A 20,173-nucleotide genomic window follows, 5' to 3' on the forward strand; every position below is an offset into this window, starting at 1 on the left:
GCACGGATCAGCGCAGGCTGCTGGCACCCCCGATGGCGGACACTGGGACCATGACGGCGACACCACTCACCCCAGCGGCCCCGCGACCGGCCCCCGCGGCTCCGACCTCCCCAGCCCCCCCCCAGGCCGGGCGCGGCAGCTACTGGATCACCACCTTCGGGTGCCAGATGAACAAGGCCGATTCCGAGCGCATGGCCGGAATCCTGGAGTCGATGGGCTACCGGGAGGCCCCGGCGGAGCTGGAGGCCGACCTGGTGCTCTACAACACCTGCACGATCCGCGACAACGCGGAGCAGAAGGTGTACAGCTACCTGGGCCGCCAGGCCCAGCGCAAGCGCGCCAACCCCCATCTCACCCTGGTGGTGGCCGGCTGTGTGGCCCAGCAGGAGGGCGAGTCCCTGCTGCGGCGCGTGCCCGAGCTCGATCTGGTGATGGGGCCCCAGCACGCCAACCGGCTCGATGTGCTGCTGGCCCAGGTGGAGCAGGGCCAGCAGGTGGTGGCCACCGAGGAGCACCACATCCTCGAAGACATCACCACCGCCCGCCGCGACAGCACGATCTGCGGCTGGGTGAATGTGATCTACGGCTGCAACGAGCGCTGCACCTACTGCGTGGTGCCTTCGGTGCGCGGCCAGGAACAGTCGCGCCTGCCGGAGGCCATCAGGCTGGAGATGGAGGGCCTCGCAGCCCAGGGCTTCAAGGAGATCACCCTGCTGGGCCAGAACATCGATGCCTACGGCCGCGACCTGCCCGGCATTACCCCCGAAGGCCGCCGCTCCCACACCCTCACCGATCTGCTCCAGTTCGTGCACGACGTGGAGGGGATCGAGCGGATCCGCTTCGCCACCAGCCACCCGCGCTATTTCACCGAGCGGCTGATCGATGCCTGCGCCGATCTGCCCAAGGTATGCGAGCACTTCCACGTGCCTTTCCAGAGCGGCGACGACGCCGTGCTCAAGGCGATGGCCCGCGGCTACACGGTGGATCGCTACCGCCGCATCGTCGAGCGGATCCGGGAGCGCATGCCCGATGCCTCGATCAGCGCCGATGTGATCGTGGCCTTCCCCGGCGAAACCGATGCCCAGTACCGCCGCACCCTCGATCTGATCGATGAGCTCGGCTTCGATGCGGTGAACACCGCCGCCTACTCGCCCCGCCCGAACACCCCCGCCGCCGACTGGCCAGGTCAGCTCAGCGAGGAGGTGAAGGTGGAGCGGCTGAGGGAACTCAACGTCCTGGTGGAGCGCAAGGCCAAGGAGCGCAGCGCCCGCTACGCCGGCCGGATTGAGCAGATCCTGGTGGAAGGACCCAACCCCAAGGATCCGACACAGGTGATGGGACGCACCCGCACCAACCGCCTCAGCTTCTTCCCGGCGGCGAAGGCAGCGGGCGGGGTCTGGCGGGCGGGCGATCTGGTGGACGTGCGCATCGAGGAGGTGCGCGCCTTCTCCCTGAGCGGCACTGCCCTGGCCTGAGCCGATCAGCGCCTGGCCTGAGCCGAACAGCCCCTGCCGGAGGCGTACAGCACCTGGCCGGAGGCCAACAGCCTGGCCTGAGCCCAGCGGCGCTGGACGCAGCAAAACAGCCTGGCGGCCTGGTTCGAGCCCGGATCGCTGATACGTTTGGCCCCTCTCCTCCACCGGCGCATGACCCCAGCCCCCCTCCACCTCGGCCTGGTGTTCGGGGGGGTCTCCGGGGAGCACGGGATCTCGATCCGCTCGGCCAACACCGTGGCCGCCGCCCTGCGCCGGGGCGCCAACGCCGAGCGCTACCGGCTGAGCTGCTTCTACATCGACCGCAAGGGCCACTGGTGGCCGCCGACCGTGGCCGAGGCGGTGCTGGCCAAAGGCTCCCCCGCCGAGCCGGCCGATCTTGCCGGAGCCCCCAGCCGCCCCGGATTCCAGGGCTTCCCCGCCGGCGCCCTGGATGTGCAGGTGTGGGTGCCGGTGCTGCATGGCCCCAATGGCGAGGACGGCACGATCCAGGGCCTGTTCGCCCTGATGCAGGTGCCCTTCGTGGGCTCGGGCGTGCTCGGCTCGGCCGTGGGCATGGACAAGCAGGCGATGAAGGCCGCCTTCGCCGCCGCCGGCCTGCCCCAGGTGGCCTACGCCTGCGTCGATGCCGCCGAGTTGCAGCACCCCGAACCCCTGCTGGACCGGCTGGAGCAGCAGCTGGGCTACCCCGCCTTCGTGAAGCCGGCCAACCTGGGCTCATCGGTGGGGATCAGCAAGGCCACGACCCGCGCCGAGCTGCTGGCCGGCCTGATCGAAGCCGCCCGCCACGACCCGCGCCTGGTGGTGGAGCAGGGGGTCACGGCCCGGGAGCTGGAGTGCGCCGTGCTCGGCAACCGGCAGCTCAAGGCCTCGGTGCTGGGCGAGATCCGCTTCGATGCCGACTGGTACGACTACACCACCAAGTACAGCGAGGGGCTCAGCCACACCGTGATCCCCGCCGACGTGCCGGCCTCCCTGGCCGAGCGGGCCCGCCAGCTGGCGATCGCCGCCTGCCGGGCCGTGGGGGCCGCCGGCCTGGCCCGCGTCGACTTCTTCTACGAGCAAGCCACAGACCAGCTCTGGCTCAACGAGATCAACACCCTGCCAGGCTTCACCAGCCAGAGCATGTATCCGATGCTCTGGGAGGCCAGCGGCCTGCCGCTCGAGGAGCTGGTGCACGAACTGGTGGAACTGGCGCAAGAATCGGACGCACCGCACCGCGGGGGAGTGGACGCCGCATGAGTCATGGCCTGCTGTGGCTGCCGCTGCTGGTGGTCTTTCCCCTGCTGACGGCCCTGGGCTGGCTGGAGCGCCGCCGCCAGCGCCTGTTCCGCGACTGGGCGGCCGGTGCCGAGCTGGCCAAGCTGGACGGCTGCGGCGGCGCCCGCCTGGTGGAGGGCGTGCTGAGCTGGAGCACCTTCGAGGCCGGCCAGCTCAAGACGGTCGACAGCTTCACGATCAAGTCGCTGGAGCTGGTGGAACTGCTGGCCCTGGGCTCCGGTGAGGCGCCCCTCACCGAGGAATCCCAGGGGGCCTGCCGGCTGCGGCTGGTGGGGGGCGGAGTGCAGAAGGATCTGCCGTTTTCGGACGCTGAGCGGGCCCGGCGCTGGATGGATCAGCTGATGGCCCGCTCACGCTGCGACCTTTGAATCGCCGCCGCGCCGATCGCGCCGCCCAGGCCGGCACCCTCCAGGCCAGGCCCAGGGGCGCCGCTGCGGGCCCCGGGGCCGATCGGCGCCGGGAGCTGCGCCAGCAGCGCCGCCAGGAGCGCCTGCGCAACCTCTGGCGGGTGCTGGTGCTCAGCGCGGCGGCCGCGGGTCTGGGCTATGGCCTGCTGCGCGAGGGCTGGACCCTGCGCAGCCCCGAGCAGGTGGAGGTGAGCGGCAGCCGCCAGGTGAGCCGCGAGCAGGTGATCCGCGAGGGCCGGCTGCGCTTCCCTTTGCAGCTGCTGAGCGTGCAGCCCCGCAGCCTGGCCGCCAGCCTGGCGGCGGCCCTGCCGGTGGAAAAAGTGCAGGTGAGCCGGCTGATGCTGCCGCCGCGCCTGCGGGTCGACCTGGTGGATCGGGAGGCGGTGGCCCGGGCTGAGCGCCGCACCGGCAGGGGCCTGGAACAGGGCTTCGTGGATCGCCTGGGCAACTGGATGAGCAGCCGCCAGCAGCTGGGCACGGTTGCCCCCCAGCGGCCGTTGGTGTGGGTGCGGGGCTGGCAGGAGCGGCTGCGGCCTGCCCTGGCCCTGGTGCTGGCCCGCCGCAACGAGCTGGGCAGCCCCCTGCAGGAGGTACGTTTCGAACCCGACGGCAGCCTCTGGCTGGTCACGGTGGCCCTGGGGGAGGTGCGGCTCGGGCCACCGGATGCCCGGCTGAATCAGCGCCTCGACGTGCTGGAGCACCTCTCCAGCCGCCTGCCGGGCCGGGTGCGGGGCACAACGGTGCGCTCGATCGACCTCAGCGATCCCGACAAGCCGGAACTGGGCCTGTTGGCCCCAGGCCCAGCGGCCCAGCGGGGAGCCGGCGGTACCGGGGCCGACTGAAGTCCAGCCCTGATTTGGGCTACAGCGCCCAAGGCAGGGCTGGCAACCGCCGGCAAACCAAGACACGCCGTTGCGGGGTGAGCGGATCCACGCAAATGAGTGTCATCCGACAGGGCTGAGCGAGGCCCACCGCCGACATAATGCTCGCCAGGATGAATGGGTTGGGTCCCTCCATGGAGATTGCCCCCGAAGGCCTCAGCGCGGCTAGCAGCAACGGCAGCGGTGGCATCGTCCCCAGCCAGTCGGCCAGAATTGAGGTGATCGGCGTCGGGGGCGGGGGAAGCAACGCCGTCAACCGCATGATTGCCTCCGATCTTCAGGGGGTGGGCTATCGGGTTCTCAATACCGATTCCCAGGCCCTGCTGCAGTCGGCGGCGAAACAGCGGATCCAACTGGGCCAGAAACTCACCCGCGGCCTGGGGGCCGGCGGCAACCCCGCCATCGGCCAGAAGGCGGCCGAGGAATCCCGGGCCGACCTCGCCCAGAGCCTGCAGGGGGTGGATCTGGTGTTCATCGCCGCTGGCATGGGCGGCGGCACCGGCACCGGTGCAGCACCGATCGTGGCCGAGGTGGCCAAGGAGGTCGGCGCCCTCACCGTGGGCATCGTCACCAAGCCCTTCGGGTTTGAGGGCCGGCGCCGCATGCGCCAGGCCGAGGAGGGCATCGCCCGCCTCAGCGAGCACGTGGACACCCTGATCGTGATCCCCAACGACCGCCTGCGCGACGCCATCGCCGGAGCCCCGCTGCAGGAGGCCTTCCGGGCCGCCGACGACGTGCTGCGCAGCGGCGTCAAGGGCATCAGCGACATCATTACGCGCCCCGGGCTGGTGAACGTCGACTTCGCCGACGTGCGTTCCGTGATGACCGAAGCCGGCACCGCCCTGCTGGGCCTGGGGGTGGGCTCAGGCCGCTCCCGCGCCATCGAGGCCGCCCAGGCCGCCATCGCCAGCCCCCTGCTGGAGGCCGCCCGTATCGACGGCGCCAAGGGCTGCGTGATCAACATCAGCGGCGGCAAGGACATGACCCTCGAGGACATGACCACCGCCTCGGAGGTGATCTACGACGTGGTGGATCCCGAGGCCAACATCATCGTGGGGGCCGTGGTGGACGAGCGCCTCGAAGGCGAGATCCACGTGACCGTGATCGCCACCGGCTTTGAGGGCGGCGGCAGCTACAGGCCCGAGCGCTCCATCGCCAGCTTCGCCTCGGGCCTGAATCCCGGCAGCTCCGAAGCCAGCGGCGCGGCAATCCCTTCGTTCCTGCTCAACCGCCAGCAGGGCAACAGCTGAAGGCCGGAAGCATTGAACAGGTTCAGACCGGAACTGCTGATCCTTTCGAGCCACTGGCCCTGAGGTGCCGCTGGCCATGAAAATGGGGTGACCCGGAGTCCACGCCTGCTCGAAGCATCCCGTGTGGCTGCTCCCTTCCGGTCCTGACCAGATTTAGGCGTCCGGGCCGCGTGGGTCCGAGTCGACCAGATGCTAGCAATGGGAATTCGCCTGCCGAGGATCCGTGCCGCTGCGTCCCGGGGATCTGCTCAGCCACAAGCAGGCCGGCAGACCGATCGCCGTACTCACCGCCTGGGATGCCCTCTCGGCAGCCCTGGTGGAGGAGGCCGGCGCCGAGGTGATCCTGGTGGGCGATTCGCTCGCCATGGTGGTGCTGGGCCATGCCACCACCCTGCCGGTGAGCCTGGAGGAGATGATCCTGCACACCCAGGCGGTGGGGCGGGGTCTGCGGCGTCCGCCGGCCAGCCAGCCCCTGGTGGTGACCGATCTGCCCTTCCTCAGCTATCAGTGCGGCCTCGACGATGCCGTGGCCGCCGCGGGCCAGGTGCTCAAAGCCACCCCTGCCGCCGCCGTGAAGCTGGAGGGGGGCGAGCCGGAAACCGTGGCGGTGGTGGACCGACTTGTACGCAGCGGCATCCCGGTGATGGGCCACCTGGGCCTGACCCCGCAGTCGGTGCACCGGCTCGGCTACCGGCGCCAGGCCAACGATCCGATCAGCCAGGAACGGCTGCGGCGCGCCGCCCTCGATCTGGAGGCCGCCGGCTGCTTTTCGCTGGTGCTGGAGCACGTGCCTGCGGAGCTGGCCGGCAGCCTGCGGCGCGAGCTCACGATCCCGGTGATCGGTATCGGCGCCGGTGACGACTGCGACGGCCAGGTGCGCGTCACCGCCGACCTGCTGGGGCTGACCGAGCGCCAGCCCCCCTTCTGCCCGCCGCTGCTGAACGGGCGCCAGCTCAGCATCACGGCGCTGCGGGGCTGGGTGGAGGGAGTGGGGCAGGCCAAGCCCCCTGCCCTCACTCCCCCGGCCGGTCCAGGCCATCCCGCTCCTCCCACCACTCCAGCAGCTCCCGCAACACCGCATTGCTGAGGGCCAGGCCCTCGGGATCGCTGAGGCGCCAGCGACCCCCCTCGGCCCGCAGCAGCCCCCGCTCGCGGTAAGGCCGCCAGCGCTCCAGCAGCGGCGCCAGCTCGGCCGCCCCCAGCCCCGCCGCCGCGGCCAACCGCTCCAGCCTCACCCCCTCACGGCGACGCAGACCCACCAGCACCCGCTCGTCGAAGGGCATGCCGGGGGAGGCTGAATCCCCGGCGGCAAAGGGGGCTTCCGCCAGCCAGGCGCCGTAGGCCTCGCGGGTGCGGGGGCGGGCCAGCCGCTCGCCCCAGGGGGCCGAGGTGGCCCCAAGCCCGAAGCCCCACCAGCCGGCCCCGCTCCAGTAGACGCGGTTGTGGCGGGAGGCGTGGCCCGGCCAGGCGTAGTTGGAGATCTCGTAGTGGCCGTAGCCCGCCGCCCCCAGGCGCCGGCCGGTGTGCTCCATCAGGTCGGCGGCGAGGTCGACATCGGGCAGATCGAGCTGGCCACGGCGCTCCAGCCGTTCGAACACGGTGCCGGGCTCCACGATCAGGTCGTAGACCGACAGATGGGGCGGCGCCAGGGCGATGGCCTGGGCCAGCTGGGTGTCCCAGCCGGCCAGGTCCTGGCCCGGCAGGCCCTGGATCAGATCCAGACTCCAGCTGGCCAGATCGCCGCGGCACCGGGCCGCCGCCAGCCAGGTCGCCGCCTGCAGCAGATCGGCGCGGCGGTGGCGCCGGCCCAGCCGCTCCAGCACGGCGTCATCGAAGCTCTGGCCCCCCAGGCTCACCCGGTTCACCCCGGCGGCCAGATAGCCGGCGAGACGATCCTGATCGAAGCTGGCCGGATCCATCTCCAGACTCAGCTCCGCCCCGGGGGCAAGGCCGAAGCGGGCCCGCAGCGCCGCCAGCAGCTGCCCCAGCTGGGCCGGCGTCAGCATTGAGGGGGTACCGCCGCCCACGTAGACCGTGGACAGCGGCGGCCCATCCGGGGCGGCGGCGATCTCCGCCAGCAGCTGCTCCAGGTAGCGGGCGATCGAGCCCGAGCTGGCGCCATCGGCCCGATCACCCAGGGGCACCACGGCGAAGTCGCAGTAGAAGCAGCGGCGGTGGCAGAAGGGAATGTGCAGGTAGGCGCTGCGCGGCGGCCAGGGGCCTGCGGGGACGGCCTCCTGGCCGGTGGGCCGTGGCGATTCACTCAAGGCCGGTTACCTCCCTCGGCCAAAGCACCCGGGATCGGGCATGCTGCCTTTTCGACGTCCTGGGCAGCCACAGCACCGGCCATGCTCGACACCCTCATCCTGGTGCTGTTCGCGATCTCCGGCGCCGCCACGGGGTGGCTGGGGGTGGACCTGCTGCCGGAGGACCTGCTGATCCAGGTCACCAACCTGGATGGGCTGCGCTGGGTTCTGGGGGGCTTCGGTGCCTTCTTCGGCCTGGTGGCGGGCCTGTTCTTCCAGCAGCTGCGCCGCCGGCTGATGCAGCAGGTGCGCACCATGCCCACCGACCTGCTGGTGAGCCGCGCCGTGGGCCTGATCCTGGGCCTGCTGGTGGCAAACCTGCTGCTGGCACCGATCCTTCTGTTGCCCCTGCCCTGGGAGGTGGTGTTCGTCAAGCCGCTGGCGGCGGTGATGAGCAACGTGTTCTTCGGCATCTCGGGCTACAACCTGGCCGAGGTGCACGGCCGCACCCTGCTGCGCCTGTTCAACCCCACCAGCACCGAGGCCCTGCTGGTGGCCGACGGGGTGCTGATGCCCGCCAGCGCCAAGATCCTCGACACCAGCGTTGTGATCGACGGCCGCATCCGCGGCCTGCTGGATTCGGGCCTGCTGGAGGGCCAGGTGATCGTGGCCCAGGCCGTGATCGACGAGCTGCAGCAGCTGGCCGATTCGGGCAACGCCGAGAAGCGCGGCAAGGGCCGCCGCGGCCTCAAGCTGCTGGCGGAGCTGCGCGAGCAGTACGGCCGCCGGTTGGTGGTGAACACCACGCGCTACGAGGGCACCGGCGCCGACGACAAGCTGCTGCGCCTCACCGCCGACACCGGCGGCACTCTGCTCACCGCCGACTACAACCTGGCCAAGGTGGCCCAGGTGCAGGAGCTCAAGGTGCTCAACCTGAGCGAGCTGGTGATCGCCCTGCGGCCGGAGGTGCAGCCCGGTGACGAGCTGCAGCTCAAGATCGTGCGCGACGGCAAGGAGGCCGACCAGGGCGTGGGCTACCTGGAGGACGGAACGATGGTGGTGGTGGAAGGGGGCCACGGCCGCAGCAGCGAGCGCCTGGGGGTGATCGTCACCGGCGCGCTGCAGACTCCCACCGGCCGCATGGTGTTTGCCCGCCTGGCCGGCAGCGCCCAGGCCGAACCGCCAGGGTCAGCCGGCGCCGGCGCCAGCCCCGCGACCCAGTTGGTGGAGCCCAACGGCAACGCCCAGGCCCCGGCAGGCGAGGCCGCAACCGCGCCCCTGCAGCAGCCCCGCCGCGGCGGCAAGGGGAAATCCGCCCCGAAACGGTCCGGCCGGGGAGATCAGGACGCCGCGAACCCCCGCTAGGCTCCGGCCTGAGCCTGCAGTGATCCGCGGATGTCGGTGTCAGCCCCCTACTACGGCGATTCCGCCGTGCTGCGCACCCCGCCGCCGGATCTGCCGTCGCTGCTGCTGAAGGAGCGCATCGTCTACCTGGGCCTGCCGCTGTTCAGCGACGACGACGCCAAACGGCAGATGGGCGTGGATGTGACCGAGCTGATCATCGCCCAGCTGCTCTATCTGGAATTCGACAATCCAGATAAGCCGATCTTCTTTTACATCAACTCCACGGGCACCAGCTGGTACTCGGGCGATGCCATCGGCTTCGAAACGGAGGCCTTCGCCATCGCCGACACGATCCGCTACGTCAAGCCGCCGGTGCACACCATCTGCATCGGCCAGGCCATGGGCACCGCCGCGATGATCCTCTCGGCCGGCACCAAGGGCCAGCGGGCGGCCCTGCCCCACGCCTCGATCGTGCTGCACCAGCCCCGCAGCGGCGCCCGCGGCCAGGCCAGCGACATCCAGATCCGGGCCAAGGAAGTGCTGCACAACAAGCACACCCTGCTGGAGATGCTCTCGGCCAACACCGGCAAGAGCGTGGAGCAGCTCTCGAAGGACTCGGACCGCATGACCTACCTCACGGCCCAGGAGGCCCTGGAGTACGGCCTGATCGACCGGGTGCTCACCAGCCAGAAACAGCTGCCGAGCCCGCTGCCCGCCGGCGCGGGCGTCAGCCCCGGCAACCCCGGCATCGGCTGAGGCCCTGGCCGGGGCACGCCCCCGGCCTTCAGCCCCCGCCGCCGCCACCACCAGCCCCACCGGGCACCCTCCACCACCACCGGCCTTTCGCCATGCCCATCGGCACACCCAGCGTTCCCTACCGCCTGCCCGGCAGCCAGTACGAGCGCTGGGTCGACATCTACACGCGCCTGGGCGTGGAACGGATCCTGTTTCTGGGGTCCGAGGTGAACGACAGCATCGCCAACAGCCTGGTGGCCCAGATGCTGTACCTCGACTCGGAGGACAACTCCAAGCCCATCTACCTCTACATCAACTCCCCGGGCGGCTCGGTGACCGCCGGCCTGGCGATCTACGACACGATCCAGTACGTCAAATCCGACGTGGTGACGATCTGCGTGGGCCTGGCGGCCTCGATGGGTGCCTTCCTGCTGGCGGCCGGCACCAAAGGCAAGCGCCTGGCCCTGCCCCACAGTCGGATCATGATCCACCAGCCCCTGGGCGGCACCAGCCAGCGCCAGGCCTCGGACATCGAGATCGAGGCCCGCGAGATCCTGCGCATCAAGGACATGCTCAACCAGAGCCTGGCGGACATGACCGGCCAGAGCCTGGAGAAGATCGCCAAGGACACTGACCGCGACTACTTCCTCAGCGCCGCCGAGGCCAAGGACTACGGCCTGATCGACCGCGTCATCTCCCATCCGACGGAGGCGTGAGCTGATCCGGACGGACATCCACGCCACCACGATCTTCCGCAAGGAAGCTGGCGAATGGCGCGTGGTGCATCACCACACGGATCGCTTCTAGGGCCTGGCTCCTGCCAGGGACCCGGCCCACGCCCTGCCGCAGCCCTGATCTGGAGACTCAGCCCTTGCCGGTGGCGGCCAGCAGGAGCGCGGCGGTGTCGATCCCGATCGGCAGCCCGGTTGGATCCAGCAGGCCCAGCTGGACCAGAAGTCCGGCCTGGTCCCAGTAGATGTGCTCGTAGGCCACCTTGCCGCCGCTCACCCCCACGATCACCACCAGTGCCATCTCCACGCGGCGGCCGGTGGGCGCCACGCCGGGCAACAGATGGCCAATCGGTTCGGTGTGGGTGAAGCGGATCACCAGCTCATCCACCAGCTGCTCACCATCCACCGTGCGCGAGATCGGGATGAACTCCACATCGGGAGGAAAGAACTGGCCGATCAGCTGGTTGGCGTAGAACTCGCGCACCGCTTCGGCCCCAACGCCGCCGGTACCGGAGGCCAGGTTGATCAGGTGGGGAGTGGCCACCATCGTGGCCATGGTGGCGTCGAGATCGGCCTTGAGCTCGGCCTGCATGTGGGCCTCGAACAGGGCTGCGGGCGAGGCCGGCGCCGCGGCGGCGGCGGGAACGTCAGCGATGGCGCTACAGGCAGAGTCCCGACCGTAGGGATGAACGCTGCCCCTGTCAGCGGGCTGGGGCCTGGGGGCCTGGGCGGGAGCAACGCCCGTGGGCCTGGGGGCCGTGTCAGGCGCTTTCGTAAGCTCGACCCTTGCCCTGCCAAGACCGACGCCCTGATGGCCAAGCTCTACTACGACACCGACGCCGACCTCAGCCTGCTGAACGGCAAGACGGTCGCCATCATCGGCTACGGCTCCCAGGGCCACGCCCACGCCCTCAACCTCAAGGACAGCGGCGTCAACGTGGTGGTGGGGCTCTATGAGGGCAGCCGTTCCGCCGAAAAGGCCAAGGCCGACGGCCTCGAGGTGCTGAGCGTGGCCGAGGCCTCGGCCAAGGCCGACTGGATCATGGTGCTGCTGCCCGATGAATTCCAGAAGGCCGTCTACGACAAGGAGATCGCGCCCCACCTCAGCGCCGGCAAGGTGCTGAGCTTCGCCCACGGCTTCAACATCCGCTTCGAGCTGATCAAGCCCCCCGCCGATGTGGACGTGGTGATGATCGCCCCCAAGGGCCCCGGCCACACCGTGCGCTGGGAATACCAGAACGGCATGGGCGTTCCCGCCCTGTTCGCCATCCACCAGGACGCCAGCGGCCAGGCCCGTGAACTGGCCATGGCCTATGCCAAGGGCATCGGTGGCACCCGCGCCGGCATCCTCGAAACCAACTTCAAGGAAGAGACCGAAACCGACCTGTTCGGTGAGCAGGCCGTGCTCTGCGGCGGTCTCTCCGAGCTGGTGAAGGCCGGCTTCGAGACGCTGGTGGAAGCCGGCTATCAGCCCGAGCTGGCCTACTTCGAGTGCCTGCACGAGGTGAAGCTGATCGTGGATCTGATGGTGAAGGGTGGCCTCACCGCCATGCGCGATTCGATCTCCAACACCGCCGAATACGGCGACTACGTGAGCGGTCCGCGCCTGATCACCGCCGACACCAAGGCGGAGATGAAGCGCATCCTCGCCGACATCCAGGACGGCACCTTCGCCAAGAACTTCGTGGCCGAGTGCGATGCCGGCAAGCCCGAGATGGCCAAGATCCGTGAGCGGGATGCCCAGCACCCGATCGAACAGGTGGGCAAGGGCCTGCGTTCGATGTTCAGCTGGCTGAAGGCCGCCTGAGGCACCAGCCAATCGGGTGCCATCGGGTCACACTGGGGAGGTGAAGCGTACGCTCCCTTCCCTGGCCTGGGGCAGTGCCCAGGCCGGCATGGCCCTGACCCTGGCCTCCACCGGCTGGCTGGTGAGTGGCCTCAGCCCCTCGCCGCTGGTCAATAGCCTGCTGCCGGCCCTGGGCGCCCTGCCCGCCCTGCTGCCGCTGCCCGCCCAGGCCGGCCGCGGCTATGGGCTCCAGCTGGCCAGTGCCCTGATTCTGCTGGGCGTCAGCCTCAAACTCACGGGCGCCTCGGTGATCTGGCCACTGCTGGCCGTGCTGCTGTTCGGGATCGGCGGCCAGATGAGCCGGCTGCCACTGCAACTGCAGCTGCTGGAGGCCGAGCGTGCCTCCCTGCAGACCCTGCGGCTGGGCGACTCCATCGGCCAGCTGCTGGGCAACCTGCTCACCGGCCTGCTCTTTCCGCTCGGCAAAGCCGTACTGCAATACGCCAACAGCCTGGTGCTGCTTCTGCCCCTGCTGCCCATGGCCCTGGCGTCAGGCCAGGCCCAGAAGGCCGGATCGGCCCCACAGCGGAAGCCCACAGCGCCGCCGGCTGCCGCCCCCATCCCCCTGGAGTGGCGCAGCACGATCCAGGGCCTGCTGTTCGGCAGCCTGTTCAGCCTGCTGGCGCTCTGGGTCCGCAAGGTTGGCGCGGGGAGCTGCCTGGATTTCGGCATGGTGCTCACGGCCTACGGCCTCGGCCGCGCCCTGGGCGGCACGGGCTTCGGCCCCCGATTGCCTCAGGCCACCCCCTATCTGCTGATCGCCGCCCTGTTGGCGATCACCCAGGCCCCCGGCCTGCCCGGCTGGGGGGCCGTGTTGGTGTTTCTGCCGATGGGAGTGCTGGCCGCCCGCAGCGATGGCCAGTTGGTTGCCAGTTTGAAATCCCTGGGCGATGAGCCGTTGCGCTGGCAGATCCTGGAGCGCTCGGGCGCGATTGGGGGCCTGGCCGGCGCCCTGGCGATCGGCGCGGTAGCCCAGGTGCTGGGGCTCACCTGGGCCCTGCCGATCCAGGTCGGAGCCTTTGCCATGGCGGCCCTGTTGCTGCCCTCCCGCGACGGCCGGCCCATCAGCTCTTGAGCAGTCTGGCGCTGAACGTGGGGCTGGAGGCTGGGCTGGGCTCTGGGCCGGCCGGGCTACTGCTGGTGGTGGCGGCCTGCGGCCTGGACCGGCTCGTGGGCGATCCCTGCGGCCTGCTCCACCCCGTGCAGGTGATGGGCTGGTGCATCGCCCGGCTGCGCGGGGCCGCCGAGGCCATCGCCGGAGAGTCCCCCCTGGCCCTGCGCCTGGCCGGGGGGGCGATCACCCTGGCCCTGGTGGGGGGCAGCGGCCTGGCGGGCTGGAGCCTGGAACGGATCTGCCTCCCCGGGGGCCCGCTACCAGCGGCGCTGGGCCTGCCGCTGCTGGTGGTGGCCTTGGCCAGTGCCCTGGCGGGCCGCAGCCTGGAGCAGGCGGTACAGCAGGTGCTGGCCGCCCTACCGGAGGCGCCGGACGGTGATCTGGAGCCGGCGCGCCGACAGCTGGCCTGGATCGTGGGCCGCGACACCGAGGACCTCAGCGCGGCGGACGTGCTGCGGGCCCTGGCCGAAACCGCCAGCGAGAACGCGGTGGATGGACTGTTCGCGCCCCTGTTCTGGATGCTGGCGGGCGCGCTGCTGTGGGGCTGGAGCGGCCTGGGCGGTGCGGCCGGCAGCGATGGCACCGGGCCCGCCGCCGGCTGGCCCCCCGGCCCCCTGGCCCTGGCCTGGGGCTTCAAGGCGGCCAGCACCCTCGATTCGATGCTGGGCTACCGCCGCGGCCGGCTGCGTTGGCTTGGCACCGCCGGCGCCCGCCTCGACGACCTGCTCACCTGGCTGCCCTGCCGGCTTGTGGCCCTCAGCCTGCCGCTGGCGGCCGGCCGACTGCGCGAGGCGCTACGGCTGTTCCGGCGGGCCCTGGTGGAGGGGGCTCCCGATCCCTCCCCCAATGCGGGCGTATCCCAGGCCATCTATGCCCTGGTGGTGGGCTGCCGTCTGGGCGGGCTGAACCACTACGGGGGCGAGCCCAGGCCCAAGCCGATCCTGGCCTCTGGAGCACCACCACCTGATCGAGCCGCGGTGGAGCGGATGCTGGGCTTGAGCTACCGCCTGGAACTGCTGTGGCTGCTCACAGGTGGACTGGCGGCTGGGCTGGCGGCGGTGGCGCTCCAGGCTCAGTAGGCGCCGCGGTCCCGCGGAAACAGCACCACACCGATGGTGCGCAGCACGATGCCCAGATCCATCCAGAAGCTGCGGTTGCTGGTGTAGTAGAGGTCGAGCTGCACCCGCTGCTGATAAGACAGGTTGTTGCGGCCCGACACCTGCCACAGGCCGGTCATGCCAGGGCGAACGGACAGCACGTTGTCCATGTTCTGGCCGTAGCGATCCAGCTCGTCCCGCACGATCGGGCGGGGGCCCACCACGCTCATCTCGCCACGCAGCACATTGATGAACTGGGGCAGCTCATCCAGGCTGGAGCGGCGCAGGAAGGCGCCGATCGGCGTGATGCGCGGATCGCGCTTGAGCTTGAAATCCCGCTTGAACTCGGCCTGCAGCTCCGGGGAGGCCGCCAGCACCGAGGCCAGCACGCGGTCGGCGTCGCGGCGCATGGTGCGGAACTTGATGCAGCCAAAGCTGCGGTAGCCGCGGCCGATACGGCGCTGCACATAGAACACCGAACCGCGGGAGCTGAACTTCACCGCCACGGCGATGGCCAGCAGCACCGGGAACCCCAGCCCCAGCACGGCCAACGAAAACACGATGTCGCCCGTGCGCTTGAGCACCCGCCCCCGCTTCGACTGGGCGTCCAGCAGCGCCGCTGCTCCCGAGGCGGTCGGCAGCGGGGTGCTGGGCAGCGGGGCGATGGCGACCAATCCGTACGGGGCAGGGTTGATCCATTTAAGGGGCCGTCCTGGCTGGGCTCCAGGGGCCGGAGTCACTCACCGCAGAGGCACAGACAGGGGGCGGCTGCGGCCGTGCAGCCGGCGCTGGTGCCCCTCCCAGGCCCGCTCCAGCAGCCCCGCCATCCGCTCCCGGAAGCGTGCGGGGGAAAACTGCTCGGCCCACTGGCGCTGCCCCTCGGCCGGCAGATGACGCCAGAGGCCCTGCTGCTCGAAGTGCTCCAGCGCGGCCACCAGGGCCTCCACGCTCTGCTCGGGGAATAACAGGCCCGTGGGGCCCTGAGCCCCTGCCGCGATGCAACGCACCGTATCGAGAAGCCCCCCCTGGCCCAGGCCGATCACGGGAGCACCGGCCGCCATCGCCTCCACCGGCGCGATGCCGAAATCCTCCAGGCCGGCATACACGTAGGCGCGGCAGGAGGCCATCAGCGCGTCCACCCGCTCGGCGCTCACCCGCCCGAGCAGGCTCACGTTGGGGCGGGCCAGGGCCCGCAGCCGATGCAGCTCAGGGCCATCGCCCACCACCAGCAGCGGCAGGCCGGTGCGGTTGAACGCCTCGATCACCAGGTCCACGCGCTTGTAGGGCACCAGCCGGCAGAGGCAGAGGTAGAAGCCATCGCGCTCCTGAGTCCAGTCAAAGCGCTCCACCGCCACGGGCGGATGCACCACCGCGGCCGCCCGGCCCCAGTAGCGGCGGATGCGCTCGGCGGTGAAGCGGGAGTTGGCCACGAGCACATCGGGGCGCTGGCCGCTGGCCCGGTCCCACTGGCGCAGGGCATGGAGCTGCCAACGGATCAGGGGGCCGAGGGGACTGCGGGCCAGGGCCGAGCGCCGCAGGTAGGGGTGCATCTGGTCCCAGGCGTAGCGCACGGGGGTGTGCACGTAGCTCACGTGCAACTGCTCCGGACCGGTCAGCACCCCCTTGGCCACCAGGTGGCTGCTGCTGAGCACCAGGGGGAAGGCCTCCAGATCGAGCTGCTCGATCGCCAGGGGCAACAGCGGCAGGTACTGCTGCACATGGCTCGGGCCAAAGGGGAGCCGCTGGATGAAGGAGGTGCGGATCGAGCGCCCCGCCAGCCAGCTGTCCGCTCGAGCGCTCTCCCCATCCACCAGCGCATGGAGCTGGGGCCGCTCCAGCAGGTCATCCAGCTCCCGCACCACCAGCTCAGAACCGCCGACGGAGCGGGGCGTGAACCACTCATGAACCAGGGCAACGGGGCCGGGGAGGGATGCCATGGGCCGAACCGTAGGGGCAGGGCCACGGCGCGGCCAGGCAACCGGTGAGCTTGAAGGACTGTTGCCGCCCAGGTCACAAAAACTCTCAGCTGATTGCCCCAGCGCGGGCGGCTCCCGAAGCTTGGAGCCGGTCCTGGGAACGCATGCCGATCCGCGAGCTTCTGGAAGACGCCCTGGAGGAACCGTCGATCGGGCAGACCGCGCTGTTCAGCTGGCATGCCACCCCGGTGGGCATTGCCGCCCTCTGGCGCGAGGGCAAGCCGCCCACGCCCCCTCCCTACGCCGACGCCCTCAAGGAGGGCCTGGAGGTGGGGCTGGATCTGAGCCGGGAGGAGCGGGAGTTCCACCAGGTCAGCAAGGGCCTGGTGCTGCTCTTCCACAGCTGAGGCTGGCCAGGGGTGCAGGCCAGGGGAGGCCCACAACAAAGCCCGGAGCATGGCCCCCGGGCTTTGTCTGCCCAGCTGTTCTGACGCCCATAGGACGAGACACAGCTGGGCACTGGATTGTGCTGAATCGAGGCTGATTCGTTCTCCAATGGGTGTGCTGAACCACAGCCGTGATCCCTGGGAGATGATCCGCGGAACCTGGCCAACGACAACAGATCTGTGCAATCTGATCAGCGAACTCTGGCGTTGGGTTGGCGTTGGGTGGCTGTGATGTTGAGGAAGGGACAGGCGATGGCGGAGCTGCCGGCGTTGGCACCTGGGGCCAGGTGACAAGAGGGGCTTCCCTTCAGATCCGGGGCACCTGGGACCGGGCGGGGGCCAGGTCGTGGGCGGCGCAGTGGACGGCGATCCTGCAGGGCCGTAGCCCAGGGACGCCAGGGAAACCAGAGATCCGTCGAGAGTGTTGGAGCAGGGGCCGGATCGTCAGCGCGCTCCTGGCCTCTGGTCCGGGGGGGTGTCGTCCATCAATGGAGCCTCCGAATCCCGATGCCAACACGATCGGCCCGCCGGCCGGATTCAGGCAACGGGGATCGCCACACTCGACACCGCTCGTCATCGAGGGACACAGGTCTTGATGAACTGCTCGACACAGCACCGGGCCGCCACCAACGGGCCTCCGGCGCCGCCAGGCTGGAGCTGGTCTGGGGCAAAGGTGTGATCGCAGCCGTCGTGATCCTGCTGGTGATGGGGGCCGTGGGCTGGGCCCTGAATCCCAGCCGCGACGACTTCGCCTGGTTTCTGCGCCTGCGGCGCCCCGCCTGGCTCACCTTTGAGGCCCTGATTCCGCTGATCTGGATCGGGATCTACGCCTGCTTCTACGCCTCGGCGCTGCTGAGCTGGAGCGCCACCAGCAGCTGGGGCCTGATGGCGGGCTATCTGGGGCTGCTGCTGCTGGTGCAGAGCTACACCTGGCTGATCTGCAGAACCCGCTGCCTGCGCAACGGCACCCGGATCGGCTTTGCTGGCTGGGCCTGGGGGGTGGCCCTGGCGGTGGTGGTGGCACCCCAGTCCCAACCGGCCTGGCTGCTGCTGATTCCCTACCTGCTCTGGAGCCCGGTGGGCACGGCCGTCACCTGGCAGATGCAGCGGCTCAACCGCTGAAGGCCCAGGCAGGTGGGGGCAGCGCGATGGGAGCGAGCGCATCGGATTCCGCAGCCACCGATCGACTGGTGACGCCGACTCCGGTGGCACCAAGGGCATGGAGGAAGCGCTTGAACCCACGGTGCCCCAACGGGCTCAGCCACCACGGGCAACAGCCGCACTCAACGCAGAACCGACGCCTCAGCAAACACATGCACATCATCAAGGCCCAGAGAGACGGCACGGAGATGGTGCAGCAACGCGTCAACAAGACCCAGCGTCCGACGATGGCCAGCCAAGTCCGATCGGACGACAAGGACATCGCCGACAACAACAGGAAGCGTCAGGGGCAGAGCAACAGAACCTGACCTGTGCCCTGCAAAGGCGAGAGGCGATGTGATGCCAACCTGCAGATCAGCAAGGGGCAGTGATGGGGCGGCAGCATCCCGGATGTCCTCCATAGGCAAACCCATCGACCCAAGAGTCGACTCAAGCACCGGCATCACACCAGCGGGCCACGGGGCCACGGGATAACGGCGAACATCATTGAACGACACAGATGATCCGAGATCGAGCAGGGGGTGGCTCGGCTTGACCACCAGGTAACCGGGCGTCGAGCAGAGCTGAAAGCAGGAAAACTCAGGGTCCCTGGGATGATCAGGGAAGGAGCACAACCAGGCATCAATCACACGATCCCGCAGCAGTGAAAGCGGACGCAAGCCTTCCAGATAGTCGAGATTTCCCTTGATCCACCCATCGAGGAGAACAGGTGAATAGGTTCCTCCCAACCAGTTCTGACAGTCGAGACGGAGTGGGCGATCGGTGTCCCAGCGGTATTGCTGATGCACCCGCCGCTCCATGCCAAGCAGAAAGCCGTCGCCAGAGAGACACCACTCAGAAGAGCTTTTCCTCAGATTGACCCGGAACGACTTCTGACACTTCCCCGCATTGCGACTCACCCGAGACTGACTGCAGTTCAGCACTTCGGCGGCGCGAGAGCCGGTCCGCAACCATTGCAGGCAATCCAGGGCAGCAAGGCATTCCAGCTCGACCAAACACGCAACAACGCCTTGGCGCATTATCAGCCTCGAATCGAGCTCGCAACAAGACACATCCGGCTGATATCAAGAGATATTGCATCCAATTCAGGATCTGCATAGGCGGCAGCGCCCCGCCAGACATCACCCGTAGACAACGGCAATCTCAGGACACTCAAGTGCCAGATCACGAATCCGAGAAAGCAGGAAGTCAGTCAAGCCATTGAACAGAGGGTGCAACAGCAAATCACGATGCACAATCAGGGAATACCCAGAATCTAAAGGAAGATTCAGCGGAAGCCGGTAAAGCCGACCACCACAAGCCCCCAGACTCAGCGGAGTTCCATACCCAACCATGAGTCCTGACTCCGCCATTCCCTCCCATTGATCGCGGCGATGCCTCGCCACGGGAACGCCAGCATTCCAGAGGCCGATCAACTTCAGTGAGCTTTCGATTCGCGGATAGAATCCGGCAGGCAGGGGCAGCATGGGGAATGGGGCGATATCACGAAAGTCGAGATGGCGACGCTGCAGCAGAGGATGCCCTGGGGCGCAAGTAAAAAAGACAGGCATCCGAGCCAGCTGGATGGAAACCAGATCAGCCTGCACGGATGCAGGCAGATCGGGAAGACCAGCAAGCCAACAATCAACAACACGATCCTTCAGCAACTGCAGGTTGCGCTTGACACCGACACTCTCCGAGAGGCCAAGCATCCAGCCTGGCGCCAGGTCTGCACAGAGGGCAGCAGCGCTCCAGCAGGTCGCTTCCAAGCGAAGAGGGCGATACCCCGCTCCCCTCGCCAACTGATGCACCTCCCTCTCAAGCCGCAACAGGTCCTGGTCGCCAAGAAGCTCCCACTCACCAGCCTGACGATCAAGAGAGAGGCTAAACAGATCCAGCGCCTTGCGGCAGTAACGACTCACCGTTGGCTGGCTGATGGAGAACCTCTTCGAGACTTCCTCACCGGACCCGAACCACAGGAGTCCATCCAATACCTCAAGAACTTCAAGCCTGATCAACAGCAGATATGGAGCGATATACCAGGCTATTCTATAGCCACATAGGGCCTCCTGAGAAAGTCGGAGCCGCTGCCGCCAATACAGATTCTGGCAGTCAGGTGCCTTGCTGAGTGATTATCAAGCAGCAGCTGTCTCAACGCTTGATGGCAGTTTGTTGCGCCTCAGAGCTACAAGCTGGCTGCTCAGAATCTGCAGCCAGAAGGCAAACAAGGCAAAAAGAAGCTGGAG

The 20,173-nt window shown here is 68.9% G+C and carries 20 protein-coding genes and 1 other RNA gene; 14 read left to right on the top strand and 7 right to left on the bottom strand.

Going from position 1 to position 20,173, the window contains the following annotated elements; translation table 11 throughout:
• Positions 1 to 50: 50 nt before the first annotated feature.
• The 5 genes from miaB to ftsZ all read left to right on the top strand — a co-directional run bounded on the left by miaB (position 51) and on the right by ftsZ (position 5,312).
• Positions 51 to 1,475 (top strand): tRNA (N6-isopentenyl adenosine(37)-C2)-methylthiotransferase MiaB, encoded by a 1,425-nt coding sequence (gene miaB, locus CJZ98_RS03160; RefSeq protein WP_094588227.1) that lies wholly within the window; start codon positions 51 to 53, stop codon positions 1,473 to 1,475.
• Positions 1,476 to 1,646: 171 nt separating this feature from the next.
• On the top strand, positions 1,647 to 2,735 hold the full coding sequence (locus tag CJZ98_RS03165; RefSeq protein WP_094588229.1) for a D-alanine--D-alanine ligase family protein: 1,089 nt from the start codon (positions 1,647 to 1,649) through the stop codon (positions 2,733 to 2,735).
• The gene (locus tag CJZ98_RS03170) at positions 2,732 to 3,142 is read left to right on the top strand and encodes a hypothetical protein (protein WP_094588231.1); all 411 of its coding nucleotides are present in this window, start codon (positions 2,732 to 2,734) and stop codon (positions 3,140 to 3,142) included. Before CJZ98_RS03165 ends, CJZ98_RS03170 begins: the two co-directional genes overlap by 4 nt.
• Positions 3,139 to 4,023, top strand: coding sequence for a cell division protein FtsQ/DivIB (locus CJZ98_RS03175; protein ID WP_094588233.1), 885 nt, complete (start codon positions 3,139 to 3,141; stop codon positions 4,021 to 4,023). Before CJZ98_RS03170 ends, CJZ98_RS03175 begins: the two co-directional genes overlap by 4 nt.
• Before the next feature lie 173 nt (positions 4,024 to 4,196).
• Positions 4,197 to 5,312: a cell division protein FtsZ gene (ftsZ, locus tag CJZ98_RS03180; RefSeq protein WP_232756143.1), complete on the top strand. Its 1,116-nt coding sequence runs from the start codon at positions 4,197 to 4,199 to the stop codon at positions 5,310 to 5,312.
• Between the two features lie 86 nt (positions 5,313 to 5,398).
• Here ftsZ and ffs read toward each other — a convergent pair.
• Positions 5,399 to 5,495, bottom strand: an RNA gene (gene ffs / locus CJZ98_RS03185) — signal recognition particle sRNA small type.
• Positions 5,496 to 5,541: 46 nt separating this feature from the next.
• Here ffs and panB point away from each other — a divergent pair.
• The gene (gene panB, locus CJZ98_RS03190; RefSeq protein ID WP_094588319.1) at positions 5,542 to 6,399 is read left to right on the top strand and encodes a 3-methyl-2-oxobutanoate hydroxymethyltransferase; all 858 of its coding nucleotides are present in this window, start codon (positions 5,542 to 5,544) and stop codon (positions 6,397 to 6,399) included.
• Here panB and hemW read toward each other — a convergent pair.
• A complete protein-coding gene (hemW, locus tag CJZ98_RS03195; RefSeq protein ID WP_094588237.1) occupies positions 6,326 to 7,579 on the bottom strand; it encodes a radical SAM family heme chaperone HemW in 1,254 nt (417 codons plus the stop codon). The two genes, panB and hemW, sit on opposite strands and share 74 nt — an antisense overlap.
• Before the next feature lie 81 nt (positions 7,580 to 7,660).
• Here hemW and CJZ98_RS03200 point away from each other — a divergent pair, with 81 nt between their 5' ends.
• From CJZ98_RS03200 to CJZ98_RS03210, 3 genes are all read left to right on the top strand, one after another.
• Positions 7,661 to 8,923 (top strand): PIN/TRAM domain-containing protein, encoded by a 1,263-nt coding sequence (locus CJZ98_RS03200; RefSeq protein WP_094588239.1) that lies wholly within the window; start codon positions 7,661 to 7,663, stop codon positions 8,921 to 8,923.
• Between the two features lie 30 nt (positions 8,924 to 8,953).
• Positions 8,954 to 9,658, top strand: coding sequence for an ATP-dependent Clp protease proteolytic subunit (locus CJZ98_RS03205; RefSeq protein ID WP_094588241.1), 705 nt, complete (start codon positions 8,954 to 8,956; stop codon positions 9,656 to 9,658).
• Positions 9,659 to 9,750: 92 nt separating this feature from the next.
• Positions 9,751 to 10,353 (top strand): ATP-dependent Clp protease proteolytic subunit, encoded by a 603-nt coding sequence (locus tag CJZ98_RS03210; protein WP_094588243.1) that lies wholly within the window; start codon positions 9,751 to 9,753, stop codon positions 10,351 to 10,353.
• Positions 10,354 to 10,501: 148 nt separating this feature from the next.
• Here the strand turns inward: CJZ98_RS03210 and CJZ98_RS03215 are convergent, their stop codons facing one another.
• Complete coding sequence (locus tag CJZ98_RS03215; protein WP_108723273.1) at positions 10,502 to 10,960, bottom strand: ester cyclase; 459 nt, start codon at positions 10,958 to 10,960, stop codon at positions 10,502 to 10,504.
• A 219-nt stretch (positions 10,961 to 11,179) separates the two neighbouring features.
• On the opposite strand from CJZ98_RS03215, the gene ilvC reads away from it, so the two are divergent.
• The 3 genes from ilvC to cbiB all read left to right on the top strand — a co-directional run bounded on the left by ilvC (position 11,180) and on the right by cbiB (position 14,407).
• Positions 11,180 to 12,175 (top strand): ketol-acid reductoisomerase, encoded by a 996-nt coding sequence (gene ilvC / locus CJZ98_RS03220; RefSeq protein WP_094588245.1) that lies wholly within the window; start codon positions 11,180 to 11,182, stop codon positions 12,173 to 12,175.
• Between the two features lie 88 nt (positions 12,176 to 12,263).
• A complete protein-coding gene (locus CJZ98_RS03225; RefSeq protein ID WP_094588323.1) occupies positions 12,264 to 13,289 on the top strand; it encodes a hypothetical protein in 1,026 nt (341 codons plus the stop codon).
• 5 nt (positions 13,290 to 13,294) lie between these two features.
• Complete coding sequence (gene cbiB / locus CJZ98_RS03230; protein ID WP_232756156.1) at positions 13,295 to 14,407, top strand: adenosylcobinamide-phosphate synthase CbiB; 1,113 nt, start codon at positions 13,295 to 13,297, stop codon at positions 14,405 to 14,407.
• On the opposite strand, the gene CJZ98_RS03235 is transcribed toward cbiB, so the two are convergent.
• Positions 14,401 to 15,081, bottom strand: a complete 681-nt coding sequence (locus tag CJZ98_RS03235) for a sugar transferase (protein WP_094588326.1) — start codon at positions 15,079 to 15,081, stop codon at positions 14,401 to 14,403. The genes cbiB and CJZ98_RS03235 overlap by 7 nt on opposite strands.
• An 84-nt stretch (positions 15,082 to 15,165) precedes the next feature.
• A complete protein-coding gene (locus CJZ98_RS03240; RefSeq protein WP_094588247.1) occupies positions 15,166 to 16,362 on the bottom strand; it encodes a glycosyltransferase in 1,197 nt (398 codons plus the stop codon).
• A 143-nt stretch (positions 16,363 to 16,505) separates the two neighbouring features.
• Between CJZ98_RS03240 and CJZ98_RS03245 the strand changes: the two genes are divergently transcribed.
• On the top strand, positions 16,506 to 16,748 hold the full coding sequence (locus CJZ98_RS03245) for a hypothetical protein (RefSeq protein ID WP_094588249.1): 243 nt from the start codon (positions 16,506 to 16,508) through the stop codon (positions 16,746 to 16,748).
• Between the two features lie 546 nt (positions 16,749 to 17,294).
• Positions 17,295 to 17,909 (top strand): TspO/MBR family protein, encoded by a 615-nt coding sequence (locus CJZ98_RS03250; protein WP_094588251.1) that lies wholly within the window; start codon positions 17,295 to 17,297, stop codon positions 17,907 to 17,909.
• 161 nt (positions 17,910 to 18,070) lie between these two features.
• Here CJZ98_RS03250 and CJZ98_RS17930 read toward each other — a convergent pair whose 3' ends face one another.
• Both CJZ98_RS17930 and CJZ98_RS03255 read right to left on the bottom strand, forming a co-directional pair.
• Positions 18,071 to 18,967, bottom strand: coding sequence for a type 2 periplasmic-binding domain-containing protein (locus CJZ98_RS17930; RefSeq protein WP_108723274.1), 897 nt, complete (start codon positions 18,965 to 18,967; stop codon positions 18,071 to 18,073).
• A 102-nt stretch (positions 18,968 to 19,069) separates the two neighbouring features.
• A complete protein-coding gene (locus CJZ98_RS03255; protein WP_094588253.1) occupies positions 19,070 to 19,945 on the bottom strand; it encodes a LysR substrate-binding domain-containing protein in 876 nt (291 codons plus the stop codon).
• Positions 19,946 to 20,173: the final 228 nt, after the last annotated feature.

Source organism: Vulcanococcus limneticus LL (genome assembly GCF_002252705.1).
In the GTDB taxonomy this organism is placed as follows: Bacteria; Cyanobacteriota; Cyanobacteriia; order PCC-6307; family Cyanobiaceae; genus Vulcanococcus; species Vulcanococcus limneticus.

What these genes read in the sequence shown, in the direction of transcription:
- miaB (WP_094588227.1), top strand. Translation starts at nt 51, where the DNA reads ATGACGGCGACACCACTCACCCCAGCGGCCCCGCGACCGGCCCCCGCG.
- CJZ98_RS03165 (WP_094588229.1), top strand. Translation starts at nt 1,647, where the DNA reads ATGACCCCAGCCCCCCTCCACCTCGGCCTGGTGTTCGGGGGGGTCTCC.
- CJZ98_RS03170 (WP_094588231.1), top strand. Translation starts at nt 2,732, where the DNA reads ATGAGTCATGGCCTGCTGTGGCTGCCGCTGCTGGTGGTCTTTCCCCTG.
- ftsZ (WP_232756143.1), top strand. Translation starts at nt 4,197, where the DNA reads ATGGAGATTGCCCCCGAAGGCCTCAGCGCGGCTAGCAGCAACGGCAGC.
- CJZ98_RS03200 (WP_094588239.1), top strand. Translation starts at nt 7,661, where the DNA reads ATGCTCGACACCCTCATCCTGGTGCTGTTCGCGATCTCCGGCGCCGCC.
- CJZ98_RS03205 (WP_094588241.1), top strand. Translation starts at nt 8,954, where the DNA reads ATGTCGGTGTCAGCCCCCTACTACGGCGATTCCGCCGTGCTGCGCACC.
- CJZ98_RS03210 (WP_094588243.1), top strand. Translation starts at nt 9,751, where the DNA reads ATGCCCATCGGCACACCCAGCGTTCCCTACCGCCTGCCCGGCAGCCAG.
- CJZ98_RS03215 (WP_108723273.1), bottom strand. Translation starts at nt 10,960, where the DNA reads ATGCAGGCCGAGCTCAAGGCCGATCTCGACGCCACCATGGCCACGATG.
- ilvC (WP_094588245.1), top strand. Translation starts at nt 11,180, where the DNA reads ATGGCCAAGCTCTACTACGACACCGACGCCGACCTCAGCCTGCTGAAC.
- CJZ98_RS03225 (WP_094588323.1), top strand. Translation starts at nt 12,264, where the DNA reads ATGGCCCTGACCCTGGCCTCCACCGGCTGGCTGGTGAGTGGCCTCAGC.
- CJZ98_RS03240 (WP_094588247.1), bottom strand. Translation starts at nt 16,362, where the DNA reads ATGGCATCCCTCCCCGGCCCCGTTGCCCTGGTTCATGAGTGGTTCACG.
- CJZ98_RS03245 (WP_094588249.1), top strand. Translation starts at nt 16,506, where the DNA reads ATGCCGATCCGCGAGCTTCTGGAAGACGCCCTGGAGGAACCGTCGATC.
- CJZ98_RS03250 (WP_094588251.1), top strand. Translation starts at nt 17,295, where the DNA reads ATGCCAACACGATCGGCCCGCCGGCCGGATTCAGGCAACGGGGATCGC.
- CJZ98_RS17930 (WP_108723274.1), bottom strand. Translation starts at nt 18,967, where the DNA reads ATGCGCCAAGGCGTTGTTGCGTGTTTGGTCGAGCTGGAATGCCTTGCT.